We start from the raw sequence: 24,819 nt of genomic DNA on the forward strand, positions 1-24,819 counted from the left end.
CAGGGCAATCGCCAGTGCGCGCATCTCATCCACCCAGCGCGATGATGGCCATGGTCAGCGCCACGCCGAGCGCCATCATGCCGAGGCCGGTGCGCAGGGCGCCGAATMGCGCGTAATGCCCGAGGGCCGCGCCGCCGCCGAAGAGCATGACCAGCGTCAGCAAGCGCGAGAGGATCAAGGCCTGCGCGACGTCGTCCAGCAGCACGAACGGCAGGGCAACCGGAAACGTGGAAAGCACGACGATGCAGAAGATGCGCACCGCGCCGAGCAGGTCTTGCGCATCAAGGGCGGGGCGGTTGGGCACCGTTGCGGATGCGACAAGGCGGGACCGGATGGCCTCCAGTTCCGCGTCGGCAACCAGCGTCTTCATCAACTTCGGCAACGTGTTGCGGATGACCTGCACCCCCTGTACGGGATCCGGTGCGTGCCTCACTGCCAGCACGAGTCCGAGGCGCCTGCCGCGGTTGACGAGCGTGCGCACCAGGAACATGACGGCGTCGACCAGTCCCCACGCCAGGTTGCAGCCCAGGGCTGTGCGCAGCATGGTCTGGCCCGCGTCCTGCCCCGCGGTGGTTGTMGATACCGCGCCGACGAAGGTCAGCGCCATGAACAGGCCGAAGCACATTTCCGAGACGCGGTCGACAACGTCCAGGACGGGTTCGCGCGTCTCGGCCTGCTGCCGCGATAAGGACTGGTCGTCGTTCATGGATTCCCGCCTGTAGATTGCGCAATTCATCAGGGTGCGCATTGATGTTCTAAAACAAGCATAGATCGGCAGGGAGGTGACGGAAACCGCGCAGTGCCGGTATCTCGGTATCGCTTTCAGCGGGTAGCGCAGAGGCTTCCATACCTTGGCAGATTGCGGGCTCTTGCGTGCCGCTGCGCGTGATGAATCCGGCACGGATTCATCCGGCCCGAGGCTTATCGCGAGAAGGCTGTCTCCTATACTTAGGAAACGCACTGAGCCGCCGAAGCGGCCGGCCAGCGTCACCGTGACGCAGGAAGGTGCGAGGTTGGCCGCGCCAGCAGCAGGGGACATAGTGAATTCGTMCGGTTCATGGCCACGCCCTGTCGTGCGCGCGATCTGGCGATGAGTCGCCAGGCTTGAACGGGGTATCGCGGACGGTACCCGCTGCTCGCYGAACCTGTCAGGGTCCGATTGCGATCCTGGGCAGTCGATGTCCGATGCAGCAAGATGGCGGGCTCCCGCAGGCGCTTCGAAGTTTGAGGCGCCTTTTCTTTTGCCTTTGTCCGAATCCGCTTCACGCCTCACCCAGGCAGGCAGCCCGGCACGGGAAGGGGAAGAAGGGCAGGCGCCGGGCGGCCGGGCGGCCGGGCGGCGCGCGGCCGCCCGTGCTCGTCTGCAACCGCGTCGAGTCAGAACCTGTGCCGGATACCGAGGACCGCGCCGAACTGGTTCTCGCTGCCATTGACCGTACCGAAGCCGGTGCCCCCGATCGCACCGGCACCGCCCGAGGTCACGCCTAGATTGGAGCCGTCCTTGTTCTTCGCATAGGCCAGGTTCAGATAAGCGTCGGTGCGTTTCGACAGGGTGTAGTCAGCCGATGCGACGAACAGCCACGGATCGGCACCGGTACCCTTGAAGTCCTGGTAGTAGGCTGCGCCGGTCAGCGAGAATGCCGGCGTCAGGTTGTAACCCAGGCCCAGCCAGTACAGGTTGGAAAGGTTGTTGGCTCCCAGGTTGCCCGGCAGCGTGGCGCCATCGAGCGCCTTGGCCCAGCGATAGCCTGCGTACATCTTGGCCGGTCCGAACGAGTAGGTGCTTGCCACGGTGGCGCGCCGGATCTTGGCCTCCTTGAGGGCGCCGGAGGCCGCCAGGCCGGGGTTGATTTCATCGTACGCAGCACCGACCGAGAGGGGGCCCGCAGTGTAACCAACGCTTGCGCTGTACTCCTGACCGACCTTGAAGCTGCCAGGGACCTCGCCAGCGGCGCCGCCGCCAGTGTTCGAGCCGAAGCTGTACATGGCGATGGCGGTCACGCCGTTGAAGGTGCCGGCGTACTTGATCGAGTTGTCGGCGCGACTGGTAAGGCTGGCATCCTGCGCAATGATCGAATAGTTCGTCGAGATGCCCATCGGGTCATATTTCAGGCCGAATTCATAGAGTGGCGTCTGTTGGCGGCCCAGGGTCACGCCGCCATAGGGGCTTTGCACACCGACGTAGGCCTGGCGGCCGAACAAGCGCCCGCCCTGGGCCGACTTGCCGTCATCCACCGTGAAGCCGCTTTCCAGCACGAAGACCCCTTTCAGTCCGCCACCCAGGTCCTCCACGCCACGCAAGCCCCAGCGGCTGCCGGACATATTCCCGGAGGTAATTCGGGTGACGCTGTGGCTGCCCCCAGGCTGGTTGTTCTGGTACTCGATCCCCGCGTCAACGATGCCGTACAGCGTTACGGTCGACTGCGCGTATGCACCGGTAGCTGCCATGGCAGCGCCGACGGCGGCCAGCAGTTTCATCTTCATCTCGACACCCCCATTGCGAAATGACTGGAAAATCGTCGCCCGACCGCGTACGCGGATGTTCCCAATATAGGCGCAACCGTCCCCCGGCGCACAAACGCGATAGGGAATGCGAGACCGGTGCTATAAAAAAACCAGCCCGACAACCGATGCACCCGCGGCGCTCTTCCCCAGRCAATCCGGCGGGATAGCCGGTCACTGGTGATTGCGTTTCGCGTGGCCAGTTCCGTTGCCTGCGCCGATATTTATCTCTTGTGTCTGCCAATCTCTCTTGGCGGCGCGGTATTGCGAGGGGGATAGAGTTTCTGGAATTGGGCAGTCGTGATTCCCATCCCGGCCTTGTCATCGATGATCGTCATCTCCTGCCATGCCGTTGGCTTGCCTTCCAGGCCTGAGAACTCCCTCAATTGCCAGATCCGACCCGTTTGCGTGTCGAGGAGAAGGGGGCTCGCATGGCCCTGGGGACTAATGGCGATCTCGTATCGCCCAGGCCCTGCGGGCGCAGGCCTCTCGAGGGCTTCTTGCGGTMCGGTGGTTACGGCCGCTTCGCTGCTTCCCGATGCCGCAACTTTGCCGCCCCCGGGGGCGGCCGACTGCTCGCGGGCACCGCAGCCAGCTAGCAGAAGCATCGACAAGTACGATGCATGGAATGCCGCKAAGCGCATATCTTCCTCCCAGACCCGGCGGCTTTGGCCGCCATGCTATGAGAGCATAGTTGCGCTTCGGCTTCTGACCTACCTCGGGCAACTAGTCCGTTTGCAGAAATCGCCCGCCGGATACCGGGTCAACTGTTTCTGCGGCGTCCATCTTTACCTGCGTCCTGACTGCGACAGAATCCTTGCGGCAAGAGAAATGCAATTAATCCCCAATATGTCTGCCCCAGGCCGAAACCGCGGTATGGCGGCCGGGTAGATCTCTTGCGGCCTTTGTCGTTGCCGACGGAGCGATGAACGGGGCCGATCTCGCTAGTGATCTGGAAGTCTTGTACGGGAGTGATGTTGTAGTGCTCTGTGAGCCACTATCCCATTCATTCTGTCGTCAAGGCACGCACCGCTCGTTTAATCCGGCTCGCGGACGTTTAAAAATTCCGCATTTTTCTGATTATCGTAAGCGCCACATTTTTGCCGCACTCTTCTCGGAGGGAGTCGGACTGCGAAACCGTACTKCCGCTGGCAGCGAGTGAGTTCAGTGCCCAGACGTCGGTGGGCGGAGTAAAACGCAATTAATCGCCTGTTCTCGTCCATCTGTGACGATGTCGTGGCCTGCCAGGAGGACCGAGGGCTACCRAGGGTTGCCGAGGTTGCCAATTGGCCAAGCCACCAGGCATTGCGTGCATCCGTCGGCGTGCTGTCCAGGCGGAGAACCTGTCCAGGCGGAGAACGCTAGAGGGGGCGAATCTGGAGCGCGTGGCTTTGGGTGCGCCGGACGGTACGAGTTTGACGAAGCTCGTCGTCCCGAAGGCGCAGTTTCCCCACGCTCGAGCAGGCATGCCACCCATGCGGGCAAAGCCTCCCGGCACGCAGCGTGGGAGGCTGACGCCCACATGGATGCGGGCGACTCCCGGTGCTCTTTTGCGGTCATGCGCGAACCCGGCACGCCCGCGGCGGTTGTTTGCTGGCCGTTCAGTTGGCCTTGGCGGCTTTCGCTGGGTGTTGCGCCGGTCGCATTGCGCGACGGGCTTGCAGCTGCTGCGCCCATTTCGCATCGGCCTGCGATACCTGTCCMGCCTCCTGGCCCGACAGATCCACGCGCGGCGCTCCTTCCGCCAGGCAGGTCCAGTATCGGGTGCCGCGGCACCAGGTCCGGAGCGCGTCGAGCAATGCGGGCTCTGCCAGGGCGAGCTCCTCAGCGTGCTTGGTCAGGTCCTCGAAGAGGCCAACTTTCAACGGCACCTTGGGCGCGGGGTTCTTCGGAAACGCTGCCGGGAAGCGCTTTTGCAGCTTCGCGATGGCCTGCAATACCGGATCCACGGGTTTGGATCGATCCGCGGGAACCACAGCTTTGGATCGCTTGACCGGCACGGCGGGGCGTACGCGTGGTGCCTTGGCCTGCGGCGCGGACTTCGCCTGCTTCGCCAGTTGTTCTTTCAGTGCCGCCAGTTGTTCGAAACCCATCGTGCCCAGCCATAAAAAAAGTGTGCCGATTGTAGCAGGCCCACGCGTTTGGTGATGCCGCCCCTCTCTGCCGCCGAGGTCCAACGGTTCGGACTGGGTTGCCTTGAGAATATCTGGGAGGCACGCATCGGCCAGAACTCGCGTACTGCGGGTTTCTCGCAGCGGTCGGGTCTGGCCGATCCCAACCAGATCCCAAGCCGATCACCGCGGCATTCAGCCTCGCCGCGAGAATGTCGTCGCCCGGTGATGTTGCCTTCGCCTCAAGGCGCACCAACTCGGCGGCTGACAACGTGCTCAATTCAAATTGGCAATTCAGCCACGCATGCAAATTGCACCTTGTGCCGCGGCCATATCCGACCGGGCGATTGCACCAGGTGGATCGACATGCTGACTAGCAAGCTGAAGGAAGAAATCCATTTCCATTATTCAATGGTGCGGGAAAAAGTACGATCTAGACATGCTCCATCGTGATAATTAATGTACGATTCCGAGAATTGGAACCAATTGGAGAAAGGCGATKGCCACATACAAGCAGTTGCTGGCAGAGAAGGAAAAGCTCGAAGCACAACTTGTGGAAGTGCGTGCCACTGAAGTTGCMGATGTTATCGAGCAGATTCAGACCTTGATGGCCCAGTACGAATTGACCGCCGAAGACCTCGCGCCAAAACGACGTCGCGGCCGTCCTGCCTCGAGCGTGGCGCCTGCAGAAAAGATCAAGGTTTCGCTGCCGCCTAAATACCAGGACCCGAAGACCGGCGCTACCTGGACGGGTCGCGGTCGTGCACCAGCCTGGCTAGGCAAGAACCGTGACAAGTTCCTGATTCCGGAGGCGTAGTCAAGGACGCCGCCAGGCGAGGCCACGCTAACTCGCGTGGCAACTTCCGCAATCCAGGTTTGCACGCCATCGTCTGGCTATCGCCTTAAATCGGGGTGACGGGCGGCGCTGGCGACGTGCCGTTCTGTTCTACTGCTTGGAACAGAAATCATGCCGGCCAGGCGATGACCGATTTGCTCGCGGGTCGGGTATCGAATGTTTTCGAGGGCCAACACAACGACGGCGTTGGCCCCTTTGCTGGATTTCATCTGCTCGTTCGCGCCGGCAGCGATTAAAGCGCCTCTCCCTGTTTCAGGATACCTGCGGCGATGAGTGCGGCTTCCAGCCAGGACGGTCGGATCGATTTTCCCGAGCGGATGTTGTCGATGCGGGCGCGTTCCGCAGCCACCTTCTCGGCGGCCTTGTCCAGCACCGTGGCGACCATGTCGCGCTCGATCACKACAATGCCGTCGGCATCTCCGACGACGAGATCGCCTGGCTGGACGGCCACGCCGCCGCACTGGATCGGGCGATTGACGCGGCCGGGCACCAGCTTGGTCGGGCCGTTCGGATTGGTGCCGACMGAATACATCGGAAAGCCCAGTTCGCAGATTTCATCACGATCACGGGCTGCGGCGTCCAGCACGGCCGCCGCGACGCCGATGGCCTTGCACTGATTGGCCATGATTGCGCCCATCAGTGCACAGGACTGGTCTGCCTTGCCGTCCACGACGATGACATCACCGGGCTGCGCGATCGCCATTGCGGCATGGATCATCAGATTGTCACCGGGCCGGACTTCGACGGTGAGCGCCGGCCCACAGAAGCGGCTGCGGTGATCCATTGCGGTTATCCGTCCGTGCATGCCGCCGCGGCGGCCGGCGACGTCGGCCAGGATCGACGATGGAAATTGCGATGCGCGTGCAATCAGCTCAGGTGATACGCGCTTGAAATCCTGTTCGATAGCGCGTTGTGCATGTTMGTTTGCCATGATCTTCTTCCCTTCAGTTCATTGTCACGTTGGCTGCCTTGATGACATCCGACCACTTGCGCTTGTCCGTCACGAGGAATTCGCGGAACTTCTCGGGAGAGCTGCCTACGACTTCCATGCCGTCCTGTTTCAGCCGCTGCGCGATGTCGGGCTGGCGCAGCACTTGCTGGACCTCMTTCTGAAGACGGGCAACGATTGCCGCCGGCGTACCCTTGGCGGCGCATAGGCCGGTCCATGCGACGGGATCGAAGCCGTTGACACCGGATTCTGCGAAGGTCGGGACGTCGGGCAGTCCGTCGAGGCGGCGCAGGGCGGCAACGCCGAGCACGCGCAGCTTGCCGGACTTCGCGTATTGCAGCGAGCTGATCGGCTGGTCGAAGATCAGCGACACCTGGCCGCCCAGCAGGTCGGCCATGGCCTGGCCGGTGCCTTTGTACGGTACGTGCACGATGTCGATGCCGGTCCGCAGCTTGAGCATCTCGCCGGCAAGGTGCCCGGCAGTGCCGTTGCCGGACGATGCGTAGTTGAGCTTGCCGGGATTGGCCTTGGCGTAGGCAATCAGTTCCTTGACGTTATGGATCGGCAGCGACGCGTTGACCAGCGCGACGTAAGGCGTATTGGCGATCAGCGAGACCGGCACGATGTCGGTCTGGGAGTCGTACGTCATCTTCTGGAGCAACGGCTGGATCGACAGCATGCCCGTGGTGCAGATCATGAGCGTATGGCCATCGGCGGGTGCCTTGAGCATGACGTCCGCGGCGATGTTCCCGCCGGCGCCGGGCCGGTTGTCGATCAGGACCTGCTTGCCCAGCGCGTMGGCCAGTTTCGGGGCGATGATGCGGGCCACGATGTCGTTGGAGCCGCCCGGCGAGAAACCGACGAGAATCCGGACCGGCCGGGACGGATAGGCCTCCTCGGCGTGTGCGGGCAGACAAGCCGCCAGCGTCAGGCCGGCAGCAAGAACTTGAAGGAAGCGCGAAGGGAGCGAACGCTTTGGCAGGCTACGCATGATGGATGAGGGCGTGTGGTAGTGGTAGGCAAGGACAATGTGGATCCGTATCGGATCTCTGGGAATACGGTGTCGGGCTATGGCCGGATCAACGCCTGGGCCGCGGCCGCGATACGTCGCGCTCCTTCGGCAAGCACGTCCATGCTTGTTGCGAAGGAGAGCCTGAAATGGGTGTCGACGCCGTATGCGGAGCCCTGCAGCATGGCGATGTTGGCCGACTCCAGCGCCCATGCGGTCCAGTCATCGCTGGTGCGAATCTCGCGGCCATCGGGTGTGCGGGAGCCAAAGAGCTGGTGGCACGATGCAAAGAGGTAGAAGGCCCCGGCGGGCGCTTTGCATTCGATGCCGTCGATCTTGTCGAGGGCATCGACCAGGAAATCCCGACGCTGCCGATAAACCTCGCGGTTCGCAGCGATGAAGTCTTGCGGGCCGTCGAGTGCCGCGAGAGCCGCGGCCTGCGCAATGGCGTTGGCGCCGGAAGTACTCTGCGATTGCAGCTTGACCATGGCCTTGATMAGCGCGGCCGGCCCGCCTGCGTATCCGATGCGCCATCCTGTCATGGCATAGGCCTTGGATACGCCGTTGATGGTCAGCGTCCGGTCGGCGAGCTGCGGCGCCGCCTGCGCCATGGATACGAATCMGGTGCCGTTGTACATCAGGTGCTCGTAGATGTCGTCGGTCATGATCCAGACATGGGGGTGGCGCTCGAGCACCTCTGCCAGCGCGACCAGTTCGTCGCGGGTATAGGCGGCGCCGCTAGGATTGTTCGGCGAATTCAGGATAAGCCAGCGCGTACGCGGTGTGATGGCGCGCTCAAGTTCTTCAGGCATCAGCTTGAAATCGTGCTCCGGCTCGCAGGCCGCGTACACGGGCGTGCCACCGGCAAACATCGTGATGTCCGGGTACGACACCCAGTACGGCGCGGGCACGATGACCTCATCGCCGCGCTGGATCGTGCAAAGGATGGCGTTGAAGATCACCTGCTTGGCGCCGGTGCTGACGATGATTTCATTCTGCTGGTAGTGCAGATTGTTTTCGCGCGCGAACTTGCGTGCCACGGCCTMGCGCAATGGCACCGTGCCGCCGACATCGGTATATCCCGTCTTGCCGGTGTTCATGGCTTGCCATGCCGCCTCGCGGATATGAGCCGGCGTGGCGAAGTCTGGCTCGCCGGCCGTCAGGCCGATGACATCGCGGCCGGCAGACCGGAGTTCCCTGACCCGTTGGCCCGCCATCGAGCTCGGAGATGGTTTGATGCGGTTGAGGCGATCGGAGAGTGTCAGCATGGATGTCCGGCTAGGGGTGATTGGGCTTGAAAGAAGTATCCAGCCTTGTCCGGCACGCCACAAACGAGTAATCGGCCACCCCAGCCATTCCATTTTTTCGTATAGTGCTGCTTCGTGGTGCGAGCGGAAAGCAGATGGAGCGGGGTAGATCAATGTGAATGTGACTTTAAAGCAGCTTGAAGCCTTCTATTTCAGCGTCTCGCATGAATCGTTCACCTCGGCGGCGGCAAAACTCAATACGACGCAGTCCGCGGTCTCGAAGCGGGTAATCGAACTCGAGCAGGCACTAGGCGTTCAGCTGGTGCATCGCATGCCCAAGGGGCTGGTCCCAACGCAATCCGGTACACGGCTGCTCCCGCTCGCGGAGGAGGCCATGCACCTCAAAGGGCGAATTGCCAGCGAGATCGGTCTGGACGACGATATCAAGGGTACCTTTCGCATCGGGGTCACCGAACTCGTGGCGCTGACATGGCTGACAAAGCTGCTGCGCGAACTCAAGGCTCAGCATCCGGCATTGCACGTCGAGCTGGTCGTCGATGCGGGCATGAACCTGTTTGGTGCGCTGGAGGCCAATACGATCGATCTGGCCATCCTGCCCGGGACCTTCTGGGGCGACGCCTACAAGTGCGTCGAGGTGGGCCGGGTGGAGGATTTGTGGATGGCCAGCCCGAAGCTGGACTTGCCCGACCGCCCCCTGAAACCCGCGGAATTTTCCGACTACCCTGTGCTGGAGCAGTCGGCGGGGTCAGCCAAGAATGCTTTCTACGGCGCGTGGCTCCATGAGCACGGTTTCCGCTTCAAGAAGGTGTTCTCGACAAATAGCCTGACGGTGCTGCGCGAGCTTGCCATCGAAGGGCTCGGCATCAGTCAGCTGGCCGTCKATTACTTCGCGCCGGACATCGAAGCCGGCCTGCTGCGTATTGTCCGTACCGATCCAATGCCGCCTGCGCTCGTGTATTCGGCCGTCTATCGCCAAGCCAGCTTTTCCAGGGCTCTGGATTTCATTGCGCAGACCTCCGCACGCGTATGCAGCTTCGTTCGCGGTCCATACGACCTGTCCAGCCGTTGAGCGGGCACACCTGGCTGTCGAGGGACGGCGCTAAACGGCCTGGGACGTTCGTTGCCAGGGCCAAGACTGCGGAACGGACAGGGCTGGAGGCCTACCTGGCCGCGAGCTCGGCAAGGCGTCGCACAGTTTCCTCGGCGCGCAKGGAGGCTTCGTAGGCCGATCTGCCGATGCTCTCGTTCCATTCACCGCCGGCAATCGCATCGATGTGCCGCTTCATGKAGCGAACGGCGTCCCGGTCGCAATCCCCGATGTTCCCTGCATACGTGTCGATGACGTCGGGGAGGTCCTCGCGGCGCACAAGGTCGGTGAGAAAGCCGATCCGGAGCAATTCCTCGCTTTCGAGCGTCATGGAAGTCAGGAAGATTTTCTTGGCTGCGGGAGAGCCCAGRCGCGAAACGAAGCGCCGCAGACCCCCTGGGTAGTAGTGCAGTCCAAACTTCGCGGCGGGCATGAACAGCTTGCAACYGTGAACGCCGACACGGAAATCGCAAGCCAAGGCGAGGTCCGTGCCGCCACCGTAGGCGCTGCCGTTCATCGCGCATAACGTCGGGAGCTCGAGGTTTTCCAGGGCGTCGATCATGTCTTCGAGCGACCGGTCCAGGCGCGTGCCGATCTGGCTCAGCGTATAGCCCGAGCAGAAGGTTTTCTCGCCTTCGCCCGTCAGCACGAGCAGCCGCAAGGCCGGGTCGCACCTCACTTGTTCCACGAACCGCAGCAGGATCCCGATATCGTCTGGGTCAAGCCGGTTGTGCTCGGCAGGGCGTCGGAGTGTGATCGTCGCCGTCGCGCCGGCGATTTCAAGGGTAGGCTTTGCGGATGTCATGGCTTGGGGTCGTGGCCGTGTTGCAGGATGATGCCTTCGCGCGCCAGTGCTTCCAGGTCAGGCGTGATGAATCCATGCTCCCGAAGGACATCGAACGTGTGCTCGCCGAGCAAGGGCGGCGCGCGCCGAATGGATTCCCCATGGCGGCCGTCGAAGGCGATCGGGCTGCCGACTTGGCGGATAGAACCCAGCTCCGCATGCTGGACTTGCTCCACCAGCCGCGAGTGAATGACCTGTTCGTCAGCGAAGACATCCGCAACGTTGTAGATCGGCCCAGCCGGAATATCGGCCGCCAGCAGTCGTTCCGTCCACTCCTTGCGGCTGTGCGCCTTCAACCTGGCCTCGATGATCTCCTTGAGCTCGGCGCGCCGCTCGATCCGCGCTGCATTCGTCGCGTAGCGCGGATCATCGATGAGCTCTCGGAGTTCAAGCACCTCGCACAGGCGCCGCCACATCTCGGCTGTCGCCGGTGCGATGTTCAATGGCCCATCCGCGGTCTGGAACACGCCGTACGGCGCAATCACAGGGTGCGTATTGCCGGCGAGACCGGGAATCTCCCCCAGACTCAGGTAACGCTGGGCCTGGACGCTCATGAGCCCGACGAGTCCTGCCAGCAGTGATGTCTCCACCCGGCGGCCTCGCCCTGTCGCATGGCGCTGTGCTACGGCAGCAAGGATGCCGATGACACACCACATCCCGGCAGTCTGGTCACCGATCGCCACACCCACCCTGACCGGTCCCGATTCCGGCATGCCCGTCACGCTCATGAGTCCCGAGTACCCCTGCGCAATCTGGTCGAACCCTGGACGTTGACTCGCCGGCCCCGACCGGCCGAAGCCGGTGACGCTCGCATAGATGAGCCGTGGGTTCGCTTCGGCAAGCGCTTCGTACCCAAGACCCATGGATTCCATGGCGCCGGCACGAAAGTTCTCCACGATCACGTCGTACTGGCCGGCGAGATCGCGCAGCAGGTCAAGCGCGCGGGGATCGCGGAAGTTGATGGCGATCCCGCGCTTGTTGCGGTTGCCGCTCAGGTAGTAAGCGCTGGTGCCGCGGTCGAAAGGCCCCCAATGGCGGATCATGTCGCCGCCCGCGGGCTCGACCTTGATCACGTCGGCGCCCAGGTCGCCCAGGACCATCGTGCAGAAGGGGCCGGCAAGCGCCCTGGTGAGATCCAGGACGCGAATCCCCGAAAGCGGCAAGGAAGTTGGGTCGGTCATGCTTTCTCCACTTGTAAGATCGCATGTCCCACTCTATATTGCATACAACGGAAATGCAACCGTTGTGCAATAAAGGAGAATCATGCGCAAGCCCAACATTCTTTTCGTCATGGCCGACCAACTCTCGGCGCCGGTTTTACCCTTCCATGGCAACACCGCCGTGAAGGCGCCTCACCTCCAGGCGCTMGCCGAACGGTCCGCAGTCTTTGACAACGCCTACTGCAACTTCCCCTTGTGCGCGCCTGCCAGGTTCTCGCTGCTTGCAGGCCAGTTCGCCACGCGCATCGGCGCGTTCKACAATGCGTGCGAGTTCCAGGCCGCCACGCCCACGCTGCCTTATTACCTCGCGCAGCAGGGCTACAAGACCATCCTCGGCGGCAAGATGCACTTCGTGGGCCCTGACCAGAAGCACGGCTTCCAGGAGCGCCTTACAACCGATATCTACCCGGCTGACTTCGGCTGGGCAGCGGACTGGGCGGAGKGCGAGTTCAGCTTCTATTCACCTGGACACAACCTGACCACCGTGGACGAGAGCGGCTCTTGCTTCCGCAGCCTGCAACTCGATTACGACGAGGAGGTCGAGGCGAAGGCGATCCAGCGCCTGTACGACCTCGCGAGGGAGGACGAGCAACCGTTCTTCATGTGCGTTTCCTATACGCACCCCCATCCGCCTTATCACATCCTTCCCGAATACCTGGATCGTTACTCGCCGGAGGAGATCAACCTGCCCGTTGTCGGCGACATGCCGATGCAGGCGCGMGACAAGCTCAGCCAGTGGGTGCAGTATTCCCACGGGCTGGACAAGCAAGGGGCCACCGACGAGCAAGTGCGGCGTGCGCGCCACGCCTACTATGCGATGGTGAGCTATGTCGACGACAAAGTGGGCCGCCTGCTGGAGACGCTCAAGCGCGCGGGCTTCGAGGACAACACCATCGTCGTGTTCACGTCCGATCACGGTGACATGCTGGGCGAACGCGGCATGTGGTTCAAGCGCGTGTTCTTCGACTGGTCGGCCAAGGTTCCGCTGCTCGTCTATGACCCGCGCAAGCGCGAACCCCGGCGCATCGCGGAGCCGGTTTCTCACGTGGACCTGCTCCCCACATTGCTGGATCTTGCGATGGATGGGCAAACGCCGGCCTGGGTCGAGCCGGTTGATGGTCGCAGCCTCGTGCCGCTGCTCGCGACAGGCGATGACGACGGCGAGGCGGAAGCGTTCGTCGAGTACACCGCCGAGGGCGTCACTGGTCCATGCTGCATGCTGCGGCGTGGCCGATACAAGTATGTGTACACCCATGGCCATCCAGACCTGCTTTTCGACATGGAGGCCKACCCGAACGAGCTGGCGAACATCGCGCAAGAACAGCCGCAGGTACTTGCCGAGTTGAAGGCACGCGTGCTCTCCCGGTGGGATCCGGCCGCAATCACGCAGCAGGTGCTTGCCAGCCAGGCGCGCCGCAAGTTTATCAACTCGCTGCCCGAGGGCATTCAGCCTACCTGGGACTACCAGGCGGGCACGGACGACACACGCCGCTTTGTGCGCCGGGGCAGCGCGCGCGTGATCAAGGTAAAAAAGCGCTGGCCGGCCGTGGCGTCCGCCGCTAAGTKAACGGAGGCCGATKATGACTCAGAACAARCTCACGGCGGACATCGATCMGCACCGTCTGGCTCGCGCGATAAGCGGCTACAACCTGATCGGCGGGGACCTGGTGAGGGCCCGTTCGGGAGATACGTTCCCGGTAGTCAACCCTGCAACCGGACGCGAGATCGGATACGCGGCGCAAAGCGACGCAAGCGACGTCGAACGAGCAGCGAATGCGGCGGCCCAGGCGCAGCCCGCCTGGGCTGCAATGCCGGCGCGCAAGCGTGGCGCCCTGCTGGCCGACTGCTCGCGCCTGATTGCAGAGCACGTGGAGGAACTAGGTCGGCTGGTGGCTCTGGAGACCGGCAAGGCACTGCGCACCGAGAGCCGGGTCGAAGCGTCTGTCGTTGCCGACGCGTTGCAGTTCTATGGCGGCCTGGCCTCGGAACTCAAGGGCGAAAGCGTGCCGTTCAGCCCGGACATGCTGACCGTCACGCAGCGCGAACCGATTGGGGTGGTGGGCGTCATCATTCCCTGGAACGCCCCCATGATGCTGATGGCGCTGAAGATCGCCCCGGCGCTGGTGGCCGGCAACACGGTTGTCGTGAAATCGGCCGAAGAGGCGCCACTGGCAGTCTTGAGGCTCTGCCAGATCCTCAGCCAGGCGCTGCCCCCGGGGGTGCTGAACATCGTCTCGGGCTTCGGGCCCGAATGCGGAGCACCGCTGGTCGCGCACCCCGCGGTCGGCAAGGTGACGTTCACCGGCTCCGTCGAAACGGGGCGAATCGTGGCACGCACGGCTGGAGAGAAGCTCATCCCCGTCACGCTCGAGCTCGGCGGCAAGAGCCCCATGATCGTGATGGAGGACGCCGACATCGCGAAGGCCGTCGCCGGCGCGGTGAGCGGCATGCGCTTCACCCGCCAGGGACAGAGCTGCACGGCCGCCAGCCGAATCTTCGTGCAGGACAAGGTGCACGATGAGTTCGTCGCCATGCTCAAGGCGCGCGTTGACACGCTGAAGATGGGCGATCCCCTGGATGAAGCGACGGACATCGRCACCGTTATCTCGCGCGCCCAGCTCGACAAGGTTCTCGGCTACATCGAAAGCGGTCGAGCCGAGCCTCGTGCCCGCGCGCTCGAATGCTCCCAATTGCCTGCAGACGAGTCGCTTCGGCAGGGGCTGTTCATCAGGCCGGTCATCTTTACCGGCTTGKGCAACGCGTCCCGGCTGGCACGCGAGGAAATCTTCGGGCCCGTGACGTGCGTGATCCGCTTCTCAAGTTACGAAGAAGCCGTGGCGCAAGCCAACGACAGCGACTATGGACTGGCTGCAACCATCTGGACGCAGAACCTGAAGACCGCGCTGGATGCCACCCGGCGCCTGCAGGCAGGCTTCGTGCAGGTGAACCAGAACATCGTGGTCCAGCCGGGATTGTCCTATGGGGGCGTGAAGCAATCCGGCCTTGGCCGCGAGGCGTCGCTGGAGGCAATGCTGGACCACTTCACGCACAAGAAGACCGTGATCTTCAACATGAACTGAGCTGCGCTCGGTACGAGGAGACAAGAATGGCTGCGATCGGTTTCATTGGATTGGGCAATATGGGATTTCCCATGGCGTGCCGGCTGAAGGAGGCAGGGCATGACGTTCGCTGTTTCGATCTCGACGCGGGCTCGATGGAGCGCGCATTGCATGCGGGCCTCCGGCCGCGGGCTTCGGTCGAGGAAACGGTATCCGGGGCGGAGGTCGTCATCACCATGCTGCCCAGCGGCCGGCATGTGCTGGATGTGCTCACGGCAGACACCCTGCCGCTCGCACCTGAAGCGCTTGTGATCGATTGCTCGACGATCGATGTCGCGTCCTGCGCTGTCTTCCACGAAACGCTGCGCAAGAAGGGGCTTGTCACGCTTGACGCTCCCGTTTCCGGCGGCGTAGGCGGCGCGGCGGCGGGGACACTCACGTTCATGGTCGGAGGCACGGAAGCAGCCTTCGCGCGTGCCCTCGGACTGCTGCGCGCGATGKGCAAGAACATTTTCCATGCAGGCGCGGCGGGCGCCGGCCAGGCGGCGAAGATCTGCAACAACATGCTGGCGGGCATTTCCATGGTGGCCGTCTCCGAGGCCCTGCATCTGGCCAAGCGACTGGGGCTGGATYCACGCAGGTTCCACGAAATTGCCTCGGCGTCTTCGGGCCAGTGCTGGGCGCTCACGAGCTATGCGCCTGAGCCCGGCCTGGTGCCATCCGCGCCGGCCAACCGGGATTACGAAGGCGGCTTCGCTTCCGAGCTGATGTTGAAGGACTTGCGGCTGGCGGAGCAGGCTGYGGTTGCCAGCCAGTCGCCGGCATTGCTGGGTGCGGCGGCCGCCTCGGTCTACGCCATGCACTGTGCCGCCGGGCGTGGCCGGCTCGACTTTTCCTCCATCATCAAGATGCTCGGCGCGTAAGCTGCCCGTAGCCAAATCAAGAAGCAAGGAGACCAACCATGGCAATCGTCCGAAGCATCGTCCGGCTKGCTGTCGTTGCCGTTCTGTTCGTCAGCGGCGCAGCCTTCGCGCAGAAGGAAACGGGGAAATTGATTGTGGGCTATCCCTCGGGCCAATCTGTCGACGTGGTCGCCCKGATCCTGGCCAACCGCCTCGGTCCGGCGATCGGGCGATTGCTGATCGTGGAGAATATGCCGGGGCAGTCCGGCAGCCTGGCGCTGGCGGCGGTTGCGCGCATGCCCGCCGACGGCAGCGTGATGACGCTGTCGGCCTCGGCGGCTCTGGCTGGCAATCCTTTCCTGTATCGGAACCTGCGTTACGACACGGCCAGGGATTTCGAGCCGATCGGCCTGGTCTACGATGCGCCGCTCCTGCTGATGGTCAATAGCGCGCTTCCCATCCACTCTGTGAAGGAGCTGGTTGCCTACGCGAAGGCGAACGCGGGAAAGGTCAACTATTCCTCCCCAGGTAACGGTTCGGTGTCCCATCTGGCGATGTCGGAGCTCATGCGGCGAACCGGCATGGAAATGACGCACGTCCCCTATGCCGGTTCTGCCAAGTCGCTGACCGACCTTGCCGCGGGTGAGGTGCAGGTTGCCTTCGATGCCTTTGCGGGCGCGCAGCCCTTCCTCGCCAATGGCAAGGTGCGTGCGATTGCGGTGAGTTCCCGGGAGCGCCTGACCGCACTGCCGTCCGTACCGACAGTCGCCGAGAGCGGCATGGGCATGGAAGACTTCGACGTGGTCCCGTGGGTGGGTCTGCTCGCGCCCGCGGGCACCCCGAAACCTGTCGTGGACAAGGTGAGCGCAGAACTCGCCAGGATTGTCCAGTCTCCCGAACTGTCCCAGCGGATCGCCGCCCTGGGTGGCCGCCCCCGCAGCAGTACCGCGGCGGAATTCAGGACCTTCATGCATGGCGAGATGGGGCGGTGGGCGGCCGTCGTCAAGGCGTCCGGCGCCCGCCTGGAGTGATGCAATGATTGCTATCGGCTCTGCCACGCTCGCTCGTGACACGCGGCACCACCGGGTCTTGGAGAACGGCTTCAGCTTCCATCGCAGTGAGTGGATGCAGGCCGGATCCGACCCGTGCCTGTCTCCCACCATATTCCTGGTGGAGCAGCCTGCGCATTCGGTGCTGCCTGCGCACTTTCATACACAGAATCAATTCCAGGTCTTCCAGCAAGGATCGGGATCCCTGGGGTCTCGTGCGGTCGGGCCCGGCTCCGTCCACTACGCCGGCGCATTCACAGGGTATGGGCCCTTGGTGGCGGGGCCGCAGGGGCTGAGTTACTTCACGATCCGCGCGGCGTTCGAAACCGGCGCGAACTTTCTTCCGCTTGCGCGCGACAAGCTGCGCCGCGGACCGAAGCGGAACGCGCACGGGCCAGTACATGAACCCCGAACGATCGGGCAGCTCCGGGCACTGAAGGCCCCGCTGCGTGCCGAACTGATTGGCGCCGATGGAAGCGAACCCGAGGCCTATGCATTGCAGCTTCCGCCGTTTTCGGAAGTGAGCGTCCCGGCCGCCCGTGGCTCGGGGCAGTTCCAGCTCGTCCTTGCGGGTGAGCTGAGCGCACCGGAAAGCCGGTTGCAGGAGTGGGAGAGCCGGTTCATCTCGGCGGGTGAGCACGGCGGTGCCTGCCGTGCCGGCCCGGACGGCCTTCACCTCCTCATATTGCAGATGCCGGCCATGGCTGCGGAGTACCTGGCTCTGCGTTGAAGCACCTCACAGACTCCTGTATAAAGTCCTCATGAGTGAACCAAAATCAAACGCATTGCGTAAACGCGATCCCCAGCCGCTGTCCGTGGAGCAGGTCTGCGAGCGGATTCGCTCCGGCATCCTGCGCGGAGACCTGCGGCCAGGCGCAAAGCTGACAGAGCAGGATCTTGCCGCGGAATTCGAAGTGAGCCGCACGCCCGTCCGGGAGGCCATCCGCCAACTGGAGACCGAGCGACTCGTCAGCCGGACGCCGTTCGTAGGTGTCACGGTGAGGCAGCTGACTCCGGAAGATGTGCTTGAGTTGCTGGACATCCGCGAGGTGCTCGAGGGTCTGGTGGCACGTCTGGCGACGCGGCATATGGATGCCGCGCACCTGCAGACGCTGAAGAAGTCGCTCCAGCAACTGACTGCCTGCGCGAAGAAGGGAGATGTCGCCGGCTATCTTGACCACGCGCTGGCGTTTCGCCGTGTGCTCGTCGAATGCTGCCGCAGCGACACGCTGGCTGAGTACGTCCTCGCCATCGAGAATCAGTTGCGCCTGATGGGCAATCGAACCGCCGTGCTGCCGGGCCGCATGGAAGCCGCGATCGAGGAACACGAGAAGCTGCTGGATGCCATCAGGCGCGGCGATGGCGCTGCGGCGGAGCAGCTAAACCGGGAGCGCATMCAGCACATCCGCGATGCGGTTGCGAAGTCGATCAGTTTCTCTATCCTCTAGATCCTTAGATCCTTAGATCCGTAGATCCTTAGGATCCAGGCCGCGGCCTGCGGCCGCCAAGGCCGGCTCTCAAGTGCGGTACGAGGTACCTCGCTCCCGTTCGAGCTTGCGCAAGAGGCCAGGCCATTCCACCTTGCCAACCTCCAGGAAGCCGCCGGGACCGAGCATCTTGCGCCCCTGAGCGCGGGTGTGCCGGATGGTGGCCTCGGACAGTTCGTGAAGGGCCACGCCACCGGCCTGGCCATCGATCTGGTACTGGCATGCCGTCTCCAGGCGCAGCATCCAGCAGAACGCCTCTCCCACACTGCGGCCAACCGTGAGCGCACCGTGGTTGCGCAGGATCAGAACGCGACCTTCCGGGCCGAGGTCGCGCACCAGCCGCTGCCGTTCGTCCTCATCCAGCGCTGCGCCCTCGTAGTCGTGGTAGCCGAGCAAGTCCAGCATGACGCAGGCCTTCTGGCTGAGCGGCCGCAGCCCCATGGCCTGCATCGCGACAGCGTTGTTGGCGCGCGTGTGGCTGTGCATGACGCATTGCAGATCAKACTGCGACATGTGAATGGCGCTGTGGATGATGAAGCCGGCGGGATTGAGCAATGACGGATCGCCCTTCACGACGCGGCCGGCCAGGTCCACCTTGAGCAGGGCCGAAGCCGTCATCTCGTCGAACAGCGTGCCCAGCGGGTTGACCAGGAAATGGTGTTCGGGCCCGGGCAGCATGACCGAGATGTGCGTCGACGCGAGGTCAGACATTCCGTACAGGTCGGTGAGCTGATAGCACGCGGCGAGGTCGCAGCGCAGCTGCCACTCGGCCGGATCCATGCCGTCGGGCATTGCCGGGGAAGAAAGCTGCTCGGTATCGCTTCTCATGTCTTTGTCTCCTTGCTATTGCTGTTGCTGTTGCTGTTGCTATTGGTGGTCTGCGCGCCGCCAGCTCAGTCCTCGTTGCGAAATCCCGATGCCTGGACGAGCGGGCGCCAGAACTCGCGCTCGGCGTGCAGCGTGCGGGTCACGGCCGCGCCAGGCAGGCCAGTCGCTTCCAGACCGACACGCGGCAACAGGGCTTTCATCTCCGGTTTCTGCATGGCGGCAACGAATGCCTGCTCCAACCGTTGCACCACCTCCGGGGGCGTCCCCGCAGGCACAAAGGCGCTGTACGACGCATTCGCGTGATCKAATGCGTCGATGCCATCTTCACGCACGGTTGGCACATCGGGGAGGGCCGCGTTTCGATGGGTGCCGGACACGGCCAGAATGCGAATCTTGCCAGCGCGATAAAGCTCCAGCTGRCTGGCCAGGGCGTCGGTGGCTAACGKAACGTGCCCGCCCACGAGGTCCGTCACAAGCGGCGCGCCTCCCTTGTAGGCCACCGGCCTGAGCGGTACGCCTACGGTTCGGCCCATGCCGAGGATGGCGAAATGCAGTGTCCCGCCCAGCGAGGTGAGGCCGACGCTGCCCTGTGATGGGTTCGCACGGACCCAGCTCACGTATTCCCGCAGCGTCTTGTAGGGGCGATCCGCGCCCGCCGATATCACCGTAGGGACTTCCGCAAGCTGCGCCACAGCAATGAAATCGCGATCGACGTCATAGTCAAGCCGCCGGTAGGTCATCGGGAAGATGACCATCGGCGCATTCGATGAAAGCAGCACAGTCCTGCCGTTCGGCTGTGATCGCTTCACGTAGTCGATGGAGATGCGCGTMGACGCGCCCGGCCTGTTTTCCACGATCACCGGGCCCATGCCGGCCAACCGCAGTTGCTCGGCCAGCGAGCGCCCGAGGATGTCCAGCGCGCCCCCGGGCGGGAAGCCGACAACAAGCCGCAAGGGAGTTGTGCTTCCCGTCGCTGCAGGAGGCTGCGCGCCGGCTGGATTCGCTTGCACGGCGGCCAGCCCGGCCACCGAGGCAGCCGCAAGCAAACGGCGTATCGATTTCTTCATGGCACCTCCACGTCTGGCCAGCGGGACAAGAGATTCTGAGAGGCCTCGAACAGCGCAGCCGCGCCGAGCAGGTCGGACTCCCCGCGCAGACGCCCCACCAACTGCAAGCCGACGGGCAGTCCGTCACGGCCAAAACCGCAGGGCAGGGTGATGGCGGGGTGGCCGGTCAGGTTGAACGGCATGGTCCAGGGGAACCAGTTGGATCGCACCTCGTCGTACAGCCGGCCGTCGATCTCTATCTGCCCGAACAGATCCTGGTCAATCGGCAGGGCGGTGCGCGCGATGGTGGGAACGGCGATGAAGTCGTGGTCACGAAGCAGCGCCTGCACGTGCCGGAACAAGCGGGTGCGTTCGAAGTTGGCCCTCTGGTAGTCGACCGCGCTGAATTCATTGGCAAGGGCCAGCTGTTGCAACAGCGAAGGGCTGAGCCGGTCAGGCTGCTGCAGGGCCATCTGACCGAAGCGCGCTCGCCATACCGTGTGGTTGATGGTTCGCCAGAGCGGCTCGATGTCGAAGGCCGAGCCAGGCATCTCTGCGAGATCCGCGCCCAGGTCCTGCAACCGGTCCAGGGCAGACGCGAAGCACGCGGCCACATCTGCGGCGACCGGTCGCCCGGGTGGCGAGATCGCGAACAGGATGCGCCTGCCCCKCAGGTCGGTGGCAGTGCGCGTCGCATCTACATAGTCGGCCGCGCGCGCGCCAGCGGACCAAGGGTCTGAAGCGTCTTCACCGGCCATCGCCTGGAGCATCAATGCAGTATCGGCCACCGTGCGTGAGATAGGCGTGACATAGGTGAGGTTGCCAAAGGCATCCTCCACCTGAGAGTGCGGTACCAAGCCGATGCTTTGTTTCAGGCCGACGGCACCATTGCAGGCCGCCGGAATCCGGGTGGAACCGCCGCCGTCCGTGGCAATGCCGATCGGGGCGAGCCCGGCCGCTACTGCCACCGCCGCGCCACCGCTGGAACCACCGCTGGTGTGGCCGGKATGCCAGGCATTGCGGGTACGACCGAACAGAGGCGCATCGGTGAGGCACTTCGCTCCGAACTCCGATGTGGTCGTCTTCCCGATAAGGATGGCTCCTTGTCGGCGTAGTCGGGCAACGGCTACCGCGTCCTCGGTCGGGACGTTGTCCGCGAACAGCAGGGAGCCGAATGTCGTACGCACCCCGCGGGTGTTAACCAGGTCCTTGCAGGAATAAGGAATCCCGTGCAGCAATCCTGTGGGTTCCCCGCGCATGATCGATTGCTCCGCGGCCTGTGCCTCCTGCATGGCCTCGTCGGGGCAAAGCGTTATGAAACAGTTGAGTTCCGACTGGAGCCTGGCCGCACGATCCAGCACGGCACGCGTTACCTCGACCGGGGAAACCTCGCGGGCAGCTATCGCTTCGCGAAGCCGCACGGCAGGCAAGAAGCAAAGTTCCTCATTCATCCAAGACATCCTGGGAGAGCCCGGCTCAAGTGACCGGCAACGAATCAAAGTTGACATACACCCCCCGCCCGGTCCAATACTCGTTCACAATCAAGGCATATCGGAATCGTATGACCCATGGACCTCAAGAGCCTGCGTTATTTCGTTGCTGTAGCGGAGGCCCGCAGCGTGGGCAAGGCCGCCGAGCGTCTTCACATGGCGCAACCGCCGCTGTCCGTCCAGATTCGCAACCTCGAGGCACAACTCGGTACGGCGCTCTTTGTGCGCGAATCCACCGGCATGCKACTGACAGACGCGGGTAGCGCGCTCTTCGCGCGCGCGCGCGAAGCCCTGGCGCTGGCACACGAGGGGTTCGAGGCCGCACGCGCCGTAGCGTCCGGGCGGCGCGGGCGGCTGTCTGTCGGCTACATGTTTTCGCTTGGCTACGCCGTACTGCCGAAGCTCGTGCCGCAGTTGCACCGCGTACTCCCGGATGTCGAACTGCAGTTCGTCGAGATGAGCACCTCGACATATGAAGCGCAGATCATCGACCACAAGGTGACAGTTGGTTTGTGCATGCCACCGCTTCAGCGGCCTGACCTGTCCACGACGATCGTCGGCATGCAACCGCTACGGCTGGCCTTGCCGGMACGTGCACCGCTCGCGCGGCTTTCGTCGGTGCCGGTGGCACGGCTGCACGGGCAGAGATTGATTGCGCTGCCCACACTGACAGGGGGCGGGGACACTTCGATGGTTGCCGCTCTGCTGCGGCGCCACCAGGTAACCATGCAGATAGTCGAGCGGGTGGAGACGGTTCATGCGGCACTGGCTCTGGTGCTCGCAGGCGAGGGGGTTGCGATCGTGCCGGCGTGCGCGGCAATCGGCAGGCCTCCGGGTGTCGCGTTCCGAAAGCTTAAGGAAGTCACGGAGGGGTTCGAGGTGGCCGTCTGCCGGCGCCGCGATCTGGATAGCCCCTTCATCGAGCCGTTCATCACGGCGGCGCGGCACGCGCTCCGATGACGGCGCAATACCACGCGCATGGCGCTGCTGGCCGCCGGCCTGACGGCCGGCAGCGAGGAAGCCGGCGAGATCCGCTGCGTGCCCGCGGAAGGCGTCGACCTCTGCACGGTGGGCGGCCAGGACCGGCTCGGCGCCCGCCTAACCGGAAACGCCGCCAGCCGGACTKAGCCGGGGCCCGCCCGACCCTGYTGCGCAAGATCCCCTGCGGCTCAAGGGTRCCAGGTCGACGGCCGTTCGATCTGCATCGCCGGCCGCTGGCTGCCCGCCATGGCGTAGGACAGCCTGTTGGCGGCATCCATCACCGTCTGCGCCAGCTCCAGCAGCCGCGCCTCGCCCAGGCGCGATGTCGGTCCMGAGATGCACATGGACCCGAGCAGCCGCCAGTGCAGCCCGAAGACGGGGGCCGACACGCTCGACACCTCCGGCTCGCGCTCGCCGAGTGACAGGTGGAATCCGCGGCGGCGGATCAGTTCATGGAGCTCGCCGGGCTCGCCGGAGAAGGCCAGGATGACCCGGCCGGGCGAGCCGCTGTCCAGCGGCAGGCCCGCGCCGATCCGCACGTGGTGCCGGATCGCCTGGGGTCCTTCCACCCGCACCAGGCACGTGCGCTGCTGCCCCTCGCGCACGTAGAACGATGCGCTTTCGCCGGTCTTGATGGTCAGCTCCCGCAAGACCGGTTCCACCACCTCCTGCACGTTGAAGGTCGCCTGGTAGCACGCGCCCAGCCAGCCGGCCGCGCGGCCCAGGCGCCAGCTGCCGTCCTCCTTCTGCACCAGGTAGTTGTCGGCGGCGAGCGTGCGCGCCAGGCGCAGCACCGTCGTCTTGTGGATGCCGGTGCGGCGGCTGAGGTCGGCCAGCGTCAGCTGCGCGTCATTGACGCCGAAGGCTTCCAGGACGCGCAGGGCACGCGTGACGGCGGTGACCCCGCCGCTGGCGCCCTCTTCMAGGCCAGGGGTGGTMGAGGCATCTCTTTTTCGGTTCATATGACGGTACGCGTTGCACGGTACGAAACGGTATTGTATGCCGTGAAACGCTAGACAACAATCCAGCTCACAACATAACGAGATCTGGAGACAGTCATGAACGCAGTCCTGAGCGTTGTCCTCGGCGCGGTTCGCCGCTGCACGTTCGCCGTCACGGCCGGCGCCGGCGCGGTAGCCGTTGCCGCGGCTTCGGCCACCGCCATCGCCGCGGTGCCTTATCCCGCCAAGCCCATTCGCGTCATCGTGCCGTTCCCGGCCGGCGGCGGCACCGACATCATCGCCAGGGAGGTGACCAACAAGGTGGCGCTTGCCACCGGCTGGATCTTTGTCGTGGACAACAAGCCGGGCTCGGGCGGCAACCTCGGCGTCGATGCCGCCGCCAAGGCACCGGCCGAYGGCTACACCATCGTGCTGGGSCAGACCAGCAACCTTGCCATCAATCCCACGCTGTACAGCCGCCTGCCGTACGACCCCGTGAAGGACCTGGCCCCGATCAGCCTGGTGGCCAGCGCGCCGCTGGTGCTGGTCACGCCCGTCAATTCGCCCTACAAGACGCTGGCGGACGTGATCAAGGCCGGCAAGGCCAGGCCGGGCGCCATCAACTTCGCGTCGCCCGGCAACGGCACGGTCGCGCATCTGTCCGGCGAACTGCTCCAGAAGACCGCGGGCCTCAAGCTCACCCATATCCCGTACAAGGGCGCCGCCCAGGCCGTCAACGACCTGATCGGCGGCCAGGTCGACCTGTACATGGCTTCCGTGCMGTCGCTGCTCGGCCATATCCGCAACGGCAAGCTGCGTGCGCTGGCGGTGACCTCGCTMAAGCGCGTTGCCGACCTGCCGCAGATCCCGACCGTCGCCGAGTCCGGCTATCCGGCCTTCGAAGCTGCCACGTGGTTCGGCTTCGCAGCCCCCGGCGCGACACCGCCAGCCGTGGTCGCCCGCCTGAACGCCGAGTTCAACAAGGCGCTGCAGGCGCCGGAGCTCGCGAGGAAGCTCAACGAGCAGGGCGCGACGGTGCTCGGCGGCACGCCCGACCAGTTCGGCGCGCTGGTCAAGCGGGACATTTCCCGCTGGTCGGCGGTCGTCAAGGCATCCGGCACCACGCTGGACTGAGCGCTGCCGTCCTGCCTCGTTTGCGCGTTCCCCATTCCACGTCCCACTTCACGTCC

At 64.1% G+C, this 24,819-nt stretch carries 21 protein-coding genes and 1 pseudogene; 10 read left to right on the top strand and 12 right to left on the bottom strand.

What is annotated here, in order from left to right:
* Positions 1-25: 25 nt before the first annotated feature.
* The 3 genes from AC1DKV_RS23170 to AC1DKV_RS23180 all read right to left on the bottom strand — a co-directional run bounded on the left by AC1DKV_RS23170 (position 26) and on the right by AC1DKV_RS23180 (position 4,595).
* Positions 26-706, bottom strand: coding sequence for a hypothetical protein (locus AC1DKV_RS23170; RefSeq protein ID WP_477138100.1), 681 nt, complete (start codon positions 704-706; stop codon positions 26-28).
* A 671-nt stretch (positions 707-1,377) separates the two neighbouring features.
* A complete protein-coding gene (locus AC1DKV_RS23175; protein ID WP_477138061.1) occupies positions 1,378-2,484 on the bottom strand; it encodes a porin in 1,107 nt (368 codons plus the stop codon).
* Between the two features lie 1,619 nt (positions 2,485-4,103).
* Entirely contained in the window at positions 4,104-4,595 is a 492-nt protein-coding gene (locus AC1DKV_RS23180) for a ProQ/FinO family protein (RefSeq protein ID WP_441615645.1), read from the bottom strand.
* 517 nt (positions 4,596-5,112) lie between these two features.
* On the opposite strand from AC1DKV_RS23180, the gene AC1DKV_RS23185 reads away from it, so the two are divergent.
* Positions 5,113-5,430: an H-NS histone family protein gene (locus tag AC1DKV_RS23185; RefSeq protein WP_441615647.1), complete on the top strand. Its 318-nt coding sequence runs from the start codon at positions 5,113-5,115 to the stop codon at positions 5,428-5,430.
* A gap of 271 nt (positions 5,431-5,701) precedes the next feature.
* Here the strand turns inward: AC1DKV_RS23185 and AC1DKV_RS23190 are convergent, their stop codons facing one another.
* The 3 genes from AC1DKV_RS23190 to AC1DKV_RS23200 all read right to left on the bottom strand — a co-directional run bounded on the left by AC1DKV_RS23190 (position 5,702) and on the right by AC1DKV_RS23200 (position 8,695).
* The gene (locus AC1DKV_RS23190) at positions 5,702-6,400 is read right to left on the bottom strand and encodes an RraA family protein (protein WP_477138062.1); all 699 of its coding nucleotides are present in this window, start codon (positions 6,398-6,400) and stop codon (positions 5,702-5,704) included.
* 13 nt (positions 6,401-6,413) lie between these two features.
* Positions 6,414-7,409: a Bug family tripartite tricarboxylate transporter substrate binding protein gene (locus AC1DKV_RS23195; protein ID WP_477138063.1), complete on the bottom strand. Its 996-nt coding sequence runs from the start codon at positions 7,407-7,409 to the stop codon at positions 6,414-6,416.
* A 77-nt stretch (positions 7,410-7,486) separates the two neighbouring features.
* Positions 7,487-8,695: a pyridoxal phosphate-dependent aminotransferase gene (locus AC1DKV_RS23200; protein ID WP_477138101.1), complete on the bottom strand. Its 1,209-nt coding sequence runs from the start codon at positions 8,693-8,695 to the stop codon at positions 7,487-7,489.
* Positions 8,696-8,849: 154 nt separating this feature from the next.
* Here AC1DKV_RS23200 and AC1DKV_RS23205 point away from each other — a divergent pair, with 154 nt between their 5' ends.
* Complete coding sequence (locus tag AC1DKV_RS23205; protein WP_477138064.1) at positions 8,850-9,764, top strand: LysR family transcriptional regulator; 915 nt, start codon at positions 8,850-8,852, stop codon at positions 9,762-9,764.
* 91 nt (positions 9,765-9,855) lie between these two features.
* Here AC1DKV_RS23205 and AC1DKV_RS23210 read toward each other — a convergent pair whose 3' ends face one another.
* On the bottom strand, positions 9,856-10,587 hold the full coding sequence (locus AC1DKV_RS23210) for an enoyl-CoA hydratase/isomerase family protein (protein WP_477138065.1): 732 nt from the start codon (positions 10,585-10,587) through the stop codon (positions 9,856-9,858).
* On the bottom strand, positions 10,584-11,807 hold the full coding sequence (locus tag AC1DKV_RS23215) for a CaiB/BaiF CoA transferase family protein (RefSeq protein WP_441643406.1): 1,224 nt from the start codon (positions 11,805-11,807) through the stop codon (positions 10,584-10,586). Before AC1DKV_RS23215 ends, AC1DKV_RS23210 begins: the two co-directional genes overlap by 4 nt.
* Positions 11,808-11,916: 109 nt before the next feature.
* Between AC1DKV_RS23215 and betC the strand changes: the two are divergent.
* From betC to AC1DKV_RS23245, 6 genes and pseudogenes are all read left to right on the top strand, one after another.
* Positions 11,917-13,335 (top strand): annotated as a pseudogene (gene betC, locus AC1DKV_RS23220) (choline-sulfatase); the annotation flags it as partial.
* A gap of 91 nt (positions 13,336-13,426) precedes the next feature.
* Positions 13,427-14,926, top strand: coding sequence for an aldehyde dehydrogenase family protein (locus AC1DKV_RS23225; RefSeq protein ID WP_477138066.1), 1,500 nt, complete (start codon positions 13,427-13,429; stop codon positions 14,924-14,926).
* A 26-nt stretch (positions 14,927-14,952) separates the two neighbouring features.
* A complete protein-coding gene (mmsB, locus tag AC1DKV_RS23230; RefSeq protein WP_477138067.1) occupies positions 14,953-15,828 on the top strand; it encodes a 3-hydroxyisobutyrate dehydrogenase in 876 nt (291 codons plus the stop codon).
* A 38-nt stretch (positions 15,829-15,866) separates the two neighbouring features.
* A complete protein-coding gene (locus tag AC1DKV_RS23235) occupies positions 15,867-16,838 on the top strand; it encodes a Bug family tripartite tricarboxylate transporter substrate binding protein (RefSeq protein WP_477138068.1) in 972 nt (323 codons plus the stop codon).
* 4 nt (positions 16,839-16,842) lie between these two features.
* The gene (locus AC1DKV_RS23240; protein ID WP_441615666.1) at positions 16,843-17,586 is read left to right on the top strand and encodes a hypothetical protein; all 744 of its coding nucleotides are present in this window, start codon (positions 16,843-16,845) and stop codon (positions 17,584-17,586) included.
* Positions 17,587-17,617: 31 nt separating this feature from the next.
* Positions 17,618-18,304, top strand: coding sequence for a GntR family transcriptional regulator (locus AC1DKV_RS23245; RefSeq protein WP_441615668.1), 687 nt, complete (start codon positions 17,618-17,620; stop codon positions 18,302-18,304).
* 69 nt (positions 18,305-18,373) lie between these two features.
* On the opposite strand, the gene AC1DKV_RS23250 is transcribed toward AC1DKV_RS23245, so the two are convergent.
* The 3 genes from AC1DKV_RS23250 to AC1DKV_RS23260 all read right to left on the bottom strand — a co-directional run bounded on the left by AC1DKV_RS23250 (position 18,374) and on the right by AC1DKV_RS23260 (position 21,668).
* On the bottom strand, positions 18,374-19,171 hold the full coding sequence (locus tag AC1DKV_RS23250) for a class II aldolase/adducin family protein (RefSeq protein WP_477138069.1): 798 nt from the start codon (positions 19,169-19,171) through the stop codon (positions 18,374-18,376).
* A gap of 65 nt (positions 19,172-19,236) precedes the next feature.
* Entirely contained in the window at positions 19,237-20,238 is a 1,002-nt protein-coding gene (locus AC1DKV_RS23255) for a tripartite tricarboxylate transporter substrate-binding protein (protein ID WP_477138070.1), read from the bottom strand.
* Positions 20,235-21,668, bottom strand: a complete 1,434-nt coding sequence (locus AC1DKV_RS23260; protein WP_477138071.1) for an amidase — start codon at positions 21,666-21,668, stop codon at positions 20,235-20,237. Before AC1DKV_RS23260 ends, AC1DKV_RS23255 begins: the two co-directional genes overlap by 4 nt.
* Positions 21,669-21,785: 117 nt before the next feature.
* On the opposite strand from AC1DKV_RS23260, the gene AC1DKV_RS23265 reads away from it, so the two are divergent.
* Positions 21,786-22,667 (top strand): LysR family transcriptional regulator, encoded by an 882-nt coding sequence (locus AC1DKV_RS23265; protein WP_477138072.1) that lies wholly within the window; start codon positions 21,786-21,788, stop codon positions 22,665-22,667.
* Between the two features lie 209 nt (positions 22,668-22,876).
* Here the strand turns inward: AC1DKV_RS23265 and AC1DKV_RS23270 are convergent, their stop codons facing one another.
* Positions 22,877-23,650, bottom strand: coding sequence for an IclR family transcriptional regulator (locus AC1DKV_RS23270; protein WP_477138073.1), 774 nt, complete (start codon positions 23,648-23,650; stop codon positions 22,877-22,879).
* A 96-nt stretch (positions 23,651-23,746) separates the two neighbouring features.
* On the opposite strand from AC1DKV_RS23270, the gene AC1DKV_RS23275 reads away from it, so the two are divergent.
* The gene (locus AC1DKV_RS23275) at positions 23,747-24,763 is read left to right on the top strand and encodes a tripartite tricarboxylate transporter substrate binding protein (RefSeq protein ID WP_477138074.1); all 1,017 of its coding nucleotides are present in this window, start codon (positions 23,747-23,749) and stop codon (positions 24,761-24,763) included.
* Positions 24,764-24,819: the final 56 nt, after the last annotated feature.

It is taken from the genome of Cupriavidus sp. 05T41 (genome assembly GCF_056396525.1).

Excerpts from the sequence above, each read along its gene's own strand:
- AC1DKV_RS23215 (WP_441643406.1), bottom strand. The coding sequence starts at position 11,807 with ATGACCGACCCAACTTCCTTGCCGCTTTCGGGGATTCGCGTCCTGGAT.
- AC1DKV_RS23240 (WP_441615666.1), top strand. The coding sequence starts at position 16,843 with ATGATTGCTATCGGCTCTGCCACGCTCGCTCGTGACACGCGGCACCAC.
- AC1DKV_RS23175 (WP_477138061.1), bottom strand. The coding sequence starts at position 2,484 with ATGAAGATGAAACTGCTGGCCGCCGTCGGCGCTGCCATGGCAGCTACC.